The sequence below is a fragment of the Vibrio sp. V10_P2A27P122 genome, from assembly GCF_963874335.1.
GTDB classification, from domain to species: domain Bacteria; phylum Pseudomonadota; class Gammaproteobacteria; order Enterobacterales; family Vibrionaceae; genus Vibrio; species Vibrio anguillarum.
In genome coordinates this window covers 1-7,020 of record NZ_CAWNHY010000074.1, presented here as the reverse complement: position 1 = coordinate 7,020, position 7,020 = coordinate 1, and the positions used below count along the sequence as shown (strand labels likewise).

The window sequence follows — 7,020 nt, the reverse complement described above, 5'->3', positions numbered from 1 at the left end:
TCTTTATATCGAGCCTTGCTATCCATACAGCATCTATACGAAGCGCTTGTTAGACTCAATATCGGTTAAGTACTCAGGCAGAGCCAGCGTGAAATGTTAGTGGGATGTTTTGCGAGATATTGGATTAGAGAGCACGTAACAAATACACACATCTTTAGCCGTTTTGTAAGGAGCGCAAGCTTTTTACATTTATAATTAATTATTCTGTTTTAGGGCTCTTTTGAGCCCTTTTTTTATCTATTGTCAGCGTGGCTCGCTGCTATGCTCATTCGATTACGAACGCCACGGCCATTTGAACCGTGGCGTAAGGCCGCTATAATTGGCTTTCTTCACTGATACGAGGGGCTTTTTGCAGTGAACGTTTACGCATTAACCAACCCACTAGTACCGTTGAGATAGCGATCAACAGTGTCATCAGTGGTGCTAATATCAACGCATGATTGGCTATTTTGGCAAGCTTATCGGGCAAAAGAGAAATACCTAAGCCTGAGCCGACCAAAAACAGAATCCACGCCAGCGCGCTCAGTGGTGAGACGAGCAGGAAGCGTGTTGGTGTTACTGCATTACGCAGCCCCATTACCATAGGCAGCAAAGAACGAACTACCGGCAGAAAGCGCCCCATGAACATGGCCAGTAGCCCATACCTTTGGATCAAGTTATCGGTAGTGCGCCACTGTTTTTCTGAGACTTTGTTGAGCCAAGTTGAGACTAATCGCCACTCTTTAAGTTGGTGGCCTTGATAAAAGGCGATCGCACTGCCCAGCCAACCAGCAAAAACCAGCACGCCAATAATGGCATAAAGGTTGAGTACCCCAACGGCCGCAAGGCTACCGCACAGTACAATCACACTATCGCAAGGCAGCGGCGCTGCTGGAATAAATGCACTTTCAACGAAGATAAGTAACCCAATGCAGAGGTAAAGTAACGACAGATCGACCTGTTGTAGCGCAAACAGATCTTGATGCCATAAGGCAGAAAAAATAGACAAAAAAGTATTCATAACAAGCTTCCTCAATCAGTAAATAGTAATAATTGGTCCGATTGAAAAAGGTGTTAAGCGTGGGCGAAGCGTGAATACAGGTTGGAAAATTGCAGTGCTTTACGCACAAAAACGTGAGTTGATTGACCTATATACAGAGAACAAATGACGACAAACGCAGTGGTACTGAGAGTGTAAAAAAGTAGGGTAGTTTCTGCGCTCGTCTCTTCGTCGTTATCTGAGATTAACCGAAGCCCACTGACTCGTGGCGTTTCATGCCTTGTGGTTAATATTGCTGCATCACGATCAACAAAAAATGGATGACTGGAAAAATGAACATGCTGGATTGTCGTAGACTCACTCGCCGAAAAGCTTTGTGTAGCATTGAGGTTGAGCGAGGAGAACAGGCTCAATAAGCTAAACAAGAAGGCAAACATCAATGATTGGATCATAACTATCGCGAGGCTACTTAAACTGAGGGTGAGTATGCGGCGTGTCAGCGGTGCGTGTAAAGGAATTTTAGCCCTGGAAAAGCGTGAAAAAGTGAGCAGCGCTGCTGCTCACTCATGATAGTTAAATATTAATGATGCAAATTATATTGCTGCTGCGGCTGAGCTCTCGCTCGCTTTTGCGCGGTTTTTAAGGAAGGCGTAACCAAAGCCAGTCACCGCCGTACCAGCCGCAATCGCGATTAGGTACATCAGTACAGGTGTAATCGCATTTGGGATCAGTAGGACAAATAAGCCGCCGTGCGGAGCCATTAATTTCGCGCCAAACAGCATAGACAGTGCACCCGTTAACGCGCCGCCTGCCATACAAGCTGGGATAACGCGCATTGGATCTTTCGCTGCAAATGGGATTGCCCCTTCAGAGATAAAGCATAAACCTAGTACAAATGAGGCTTTACCCGCTTCACGTTCACCGGCTTCGAATTTGTCTCTGGCAAGGAAAGTCGCAAGGCCCATACCTAACGCTGGCACCATACCCGCAGCCATAATAGCGGCCATTGGTGCGTAAGTTTGCGAAGCAAGTAGACCAACACCAAAGGTATACGCTGCTTTATTAATCGGCCCACCTAAGTCAAAGCACATCATCGCGCCTAGGATTACACCCAGAAGTACGGCGTTGGCTGAGCCCATGTTGTTTAAGAACTCAGTCATTGCAGCCATGATGCTCGATACAGGGCCACCGACGATGTAAATCATCACCAAGCCAGTAAAGAGACTCGCCACAAATGGAATGATGAGGATTGGTTTTAGCGCTTCCATCGATTGAGGTAAGGAGACTTTATCTGCAATGAATTTAGCGGCGTAACCTGCAATGAAACCGGCCACAATACCGCCAAGAAAACCGGCTCCGGTAGAGCTTGCCAACATCCCGCCAATCAAACCAGGAGCAAGCCCCGGACGGTCAGCAATCGAGAACGCAATAAAACCCGCCATGACAGGGATCATTAATGCAAAGGCTGAACCGCCACCAATGGTCATCAGCGCTGCCGCCAATGTGCCTTGCTCTTTAAACGCTTCAATACCAAACACAAAAGAGAGTGCGATGATCAAACCACCCGCGACTACGACAGGAAGCATGTGAGATACCCCAGTCATCAGGTGCTTGTACACCCCTTTTTTCTCTTCGGTTTGATTATTATTAGACGCTGACGATTGCGTATAAATAGACGCTTGGTTAAACGCGTTGGTGATCTCTTGCTCGGTTTTTTTCAGTGTAAGGCCAGTACTGGTTTTGTACAGTTTTTTGCCGTTGAAACGATCGAGTGGCACTTCGATATCGGCCGCAATGATCACCAAATCCGCATCAGCAATCTCTTGTGCCGTGAGTTGGTTTTTCGCGCCCACAGAACCACGTGTCTCTACTTTGATCTGGTGGCCAAGGCGTTTTGCATGGTTTTCTAGCGCTTCTGCCGCCATAAAGGTGTGTGCAACACCCGTTGGACAAGCGGTGATAGCCACGATTTTTTTAGCAGCTTGCGTTACGACTGGCGCAGACACCGTTTTTGCCTCTTGCTCAGTTAGGATAGTCGCTGCACTTATCGCGCTGTTTAAAAAAGCAACGGGATCAGACGTGCAGGCTGAAATGTCACTTTGGTACACTTTTTTGCCGATAAAGCGGGTGGTATCTATTGGTGTATTACGAGCAATAACCACCACATCTGCGTTGTCGATTTCACTGCTAGAGAGCGTATGGCCTTGAATGATGCTGGAATGACATTCAACCACAGCGGTCCAATTGAGCGATTTTGCCGCTTGTTCAAGCAGCCCGGCAGCAATGATGCTGTTTGCAACGCCACTGGGGCATGCGGTAATAATAGCAATCTTCATAGTTACGACCTTCTGTCCTTATGAGTTAGCGCTTAAGCTAACGGGTTGTAATTGGATTTGTTGTTGTAGGGTTTCGAGTTGTTTTCGGTTTGACATACCCACGCCGACTTGCGTAACAGCTAACGCAGAGAGGGCAGTGGCAAAAGTAAGCAGTTCTGTTTTTTCCATCTGCTGCATGTGTCCCCAGCAAAGGCCCGCGACTAAAGTATCGCCTGCGCCAACAGTGCTAACGACCTGCATACGTGGTGGTTTTGCATGAAGCCATTGATGTTGGTTCAACCACATCACGCCATTTGCTCCCATCGACACCACGATATTTTCAATGCCTTTTTCGGCCAGTTGCGCGGCGGCAGCTTGGCATTGCTCAGGAGTGTGTAGTTCACGCCCCACAAATTGAGAAAGCTCTTCATCGTTTGGTTTAATCAACCAAGGCTTTGCGTCAAGACCCGCTTTGAGGGCATCACGACTACTATCAAACAGCACTTTTTTACCCATGAAGTGCAGTTTTTCGATCCACGAAGCACATAATGCTGGGGAGATGCCCTGTGGCAAGCTACCAGCGAGCACAAAATAGTCGTGATCAGCGGCTAATCTCTCGAGAGTGCGTTCGAACTGCTCAATGGCAAGCGGCGTCACTTCAACTCCGGGGAAATTGATGTCGCTCACTTCGCCCGATTTCTCCACCAATTTCACGTTAATACGGGTTGCACCATCAACACGAACAAACTCATCAATTGCGGCCATTTGATCAAATAGCTGACAGAACAACTCTTGGTTATCACGGCCAAGAAATCCGGTCACAGTCACCTTTGCACCGAGATCGCTCAGTACTTTCGCAACATTAACCCCTTTACCTGCGGCGTGAAGTGAACCTTGTTTGACTAGGCTCACTGAGCCAACATTCAGCACATCCAAGCTACCTGTTAAATCAAGCGCTGGGTTGAGCGTGATAGTGACGACTTTATTTGTCATGACTTAATCCTCACCCTTCACCTAGACCAGAAGCAATCGCTTTACCGATCGATTCTAATGCTTGCTCGGCGTCTGGCCCCTCAGCTGAAAACTGAAGCTGGTGGCCATGTTTTACGCCCAGCGCAATGACTTTCATCAGGCTTTTCGCGTTGGCTGTTTTTCCGTCGCCATCTAAGTTAGACACTTTGATATTGGCTTCAAATTTCTTCGCTTCGGCCACCAACATCGCTCCTGGACGAGCGTGCAGACCATGTGCGTTTTTGATTTTGAATACCGCAACCTTGCTTGCTGCGCTCTCATCTTTTGCCGGAGCTTGTTCATTGTCATTTCTGAAGAAAGCCAATAATTGGGCAGCATTCGCATTGAGTAAGGTTTCTTGCTGCTGCTGAAGCACAAGCTGCGTGAGCTTATCCAGAATGTTTTGGTGGGCATTATTACAAGCGGCAATCGCGATCAAGGCTTTGACGTTGAGTTGATTGTATTCACACGCATTGGCGGTTGACACAAACGAAATGCCCGTGCGTTTGACCGCTTTGTCACTGCTGATTAACCACAATCCCTTGCCTAGGTGGGTTGGCTCTTTCGTGACCAGTTCGGCAACAAATTCATTGTCAGCACAGCCGGTATTGCGTAGCAAACCGCCAGCGACGGCGCTCATCTGTACCATATCACTGGCAGGGAAAAGCAGTTGGATCAACGAAGCATCAAAATCAGGCTCAAATTGCACTTCGCCATTGAGGAGTGCAATGACATCATTGGCACTGGACGCTTGTTTCAGTTTCTCTTCAACGCCATCGGCGGACAACACTTGCGTCAGTTGCTTCAGAATGCCCAAATGTTCATCGGATTTCGCTGCAATACCAATCGCGACATAAACGGTTGCGTCGTTACCCCAGTCAACGCCGTTGGGGAAGTGGTGAACAGCAATACCCGTTTGCTTAACCAGTTTACGTGTATCGGTTGTACCGTGTGGGATCGCGATACCATTACCAAGAAAGGTCGAATTCTGAGCTTCACGGTTAAGCATGCCATCGACATAACCTGCTTCGACGAACCCTTTGTTGGTTAGATCAGCTGCGATAGCTCGAATCGCCTCTTGCTTGTTCGTGGGTGATTGGCCCAAAGTAATATTGTTGGAATTGAGTTGCAGCATTTTGGCCTCTTTGCCTTACGGCTTAATTCGTTATCACTTTGAAGTATAGATTTCACCTAAGTGATAGTTTATTAATATGACTTATTCAAGCTGAATCGTTTCAGCTTTTTTCCCAAAAAAATTCAGCAAACCTATTTTTGACGAAAAATGGCGCTGTTCAATTTATTACTCACACTGCTCATTTTTTTATAACACTCACATTTGGTCATCTTTACATTGATGAAGTGATGGTCAAATGTAGCCTTAGTTATCATTTTGTAATTTTGCTGAATCCTTTCAGCTTTTATACTGAATCGATTCAGCGTATAATTCAACTTCATCAAGGATCAAAAAATGAGTTCTATGATCCGACGCACAGAACAAGAGTGGTTGATATGACACTAGATGAGATAGCGAAGTTAGCGGGAGTCTCTAAAACCACCGCCAGTTATGTAATCAATGGCAAAGCGCAGAAGTACCGCATTAGTGAAAAAACCCAGCAGAAAGTGATGGCCGTGGTGGATGCTCATAATTACCGTCCCGATCACGCCGCTTCTGCTTTGCGAGCAGGAAATAGCCGTTCTTTTGGGCTCATCATCCCTGATCTTGAGAACACCAGTTACGCGCGTCTTGCTAAATTGTTAGAACAGAACTCTCGCCAAGCGGGTTACCAAATTCTCATCGCCTGTTCGGACGATGACCCGCATACCGAGATGTCGGTGGTGGATGCCTTGGTCTCACGCCGCATCGATGCGCTATTTGTCGCCAGCGCGATTCCTCACGCCAGTGAGTTTTATCTCAAGTTGCAACATTCAGGCACTCCGGTTATTGCGATTGACCGTCCGTTAGATGATGAATTTTTCGCCTGTGTGATCAGTGAAGATTTCAACGCCGCGTTTGAATTGACTCACTCTCTATTAACGCCGGAGATTAAAACCGTTGGTTTGGTCGGTGCATTACCAGAGCTTAATATTTCGCAAGAGCGCCAGTTGGGTTTTGAAGCCGCGTTAAGAGCGAAAACTGTGCACAGTGTTATCGGTTATGGCGCGCACTTTAATCGAGAAGAGGGCAAACGAGTGGTGAATGATTGGATCGCCAATAACAGTATGCCAGATGCGATCGTCGCGACTTCTTACACTCTGCTTGAAGGGATTTTAGATGTATTGTTTGAAAACCCAAGCTTGATGAATCGTGTGAAGTTATCGACATTTGGTGATAATCGTTTACTTGATTTCTTGCCGATTAAAATCAACTCGTTGCCGCAGCAGTTTGAATTGATTGCCGACAGCGCACTCGCGTTAGCACTCAACGCTTCGGCAAAACGTTATCAAGCTGGGATCGAATTGGTGCCTCGTAAACTGAAAGTTCGTGAGACGCATTAGCCAAACATAACTTATTTGATGCTTATCGCACTGCAACAGCGATAACTGCTTAAGGCTTTATTGCTTCGGTTCTATCGAATTACGTAATAAAGCCTGCATTTATCGCAAACAATCTTCGTTAACATTCCAATAACATGAAGCATATTGCTAACTCCATGGACAAATAAGCTAGTAAAATTATTTTGTGATTTTGGTCGATTTATATTCTATTTAGTTAAA

The 7,020-nt window shown here is 46.5% G+C and carries 6 protein-coding genes; 1 reads left to right on the top strand and 5 read right to left on the bottom strand.

All coding sequences use genetic code 11. The annotated features are described in order from the left end of the window. Nucleotides 1-313: 313 nt before the first annotated feature. The 5 genes from AACQ17_RS04145 to fruB form a co-directional block, all read right to left on the bottom strand. Nucleotides 314-1,000 (bottom strand): DedA family protein, encoded by a 687-nt coding sequence (locus AACQ17_RS04145; RefSeq protein WP_026027215.1) that lies wholly within the window; start codon nucleotides 998-1,000, stop codon nucleotides 314-316. 53 nt (nucleotides 1,001-1,053) lie between these two features. Then, on the bottom strand, nucleotides 1,054-1,431 hold the full coding sequence (locus AACQ17_RS04140; protein WP_339366198.1) for a hypothetical protein: 378 nt from the start codon (nucleotides 1,429-1,431) through the stop codon (nucleotides 1,054-1,056). A 141-nt stretch (nucleotides 1,432-1,572) separates the two neighbouring features. Further along, nucleotides 1,573-3,315: a PTS fructose transporter subunit IIBC gene (gene fruA / locus AACQ17_RS04135; RefSeq protein ID WP_094148025.1), complete on the bottom strand. Its 1,743-nt coding sequence runs from the start codon at nucleotides 3,313-3,315 to the stop codon at nucleotides 1,573-1,575. Between the two features lie 18 nt (nucleotides 3,316-3,333). After that, nucleotides 3,334-4,287, bottom strand: coding sequence for a 1-phosphofructokinase (pfkB, locus tag AACQ17_RS04130; RefSeq protein WP_017050019.1), 954 nt, complete (start codon nucleotides 4,285-4,287; stop codon nucleotides 3,334-3,336). Between the two features lie 10 nt (nucleotides 4,288-4,297). Next, nucleotides 4,298-5,440, bottom strand: coding sequence for a fused PTS fructose transporter subunit IIA/HPr protein (gene fruB / locus AACQ17_RS04125; RefSeq protein ID WP_094148027.1), 1,143 nt, complete (start codon nucleotides 5,438-5,440; stop codon nucleotides 4,298-4,300). Nucleotides 5,441-5,667: 227 nt separating this feature from the next. On the opposite strand from fruB, the gene cra reads away from it, so the two are divergent. Beyond that, the gene (cra, locus tag AACQ17_RS04120) at nucleotides 5,668-6,801 is read left to right on the top strand and encodes a catabolite repressor/activator (protein ID WP_170935193.1); all 1,134 of its coding nucleotides are present in this window, start codon (nucleotides 5,668-5,670) and stop codon (nucleotides 6,799-6,801) included. Nucleotides 6,802-7,020 lie beyond the last annotated feature (219 nt).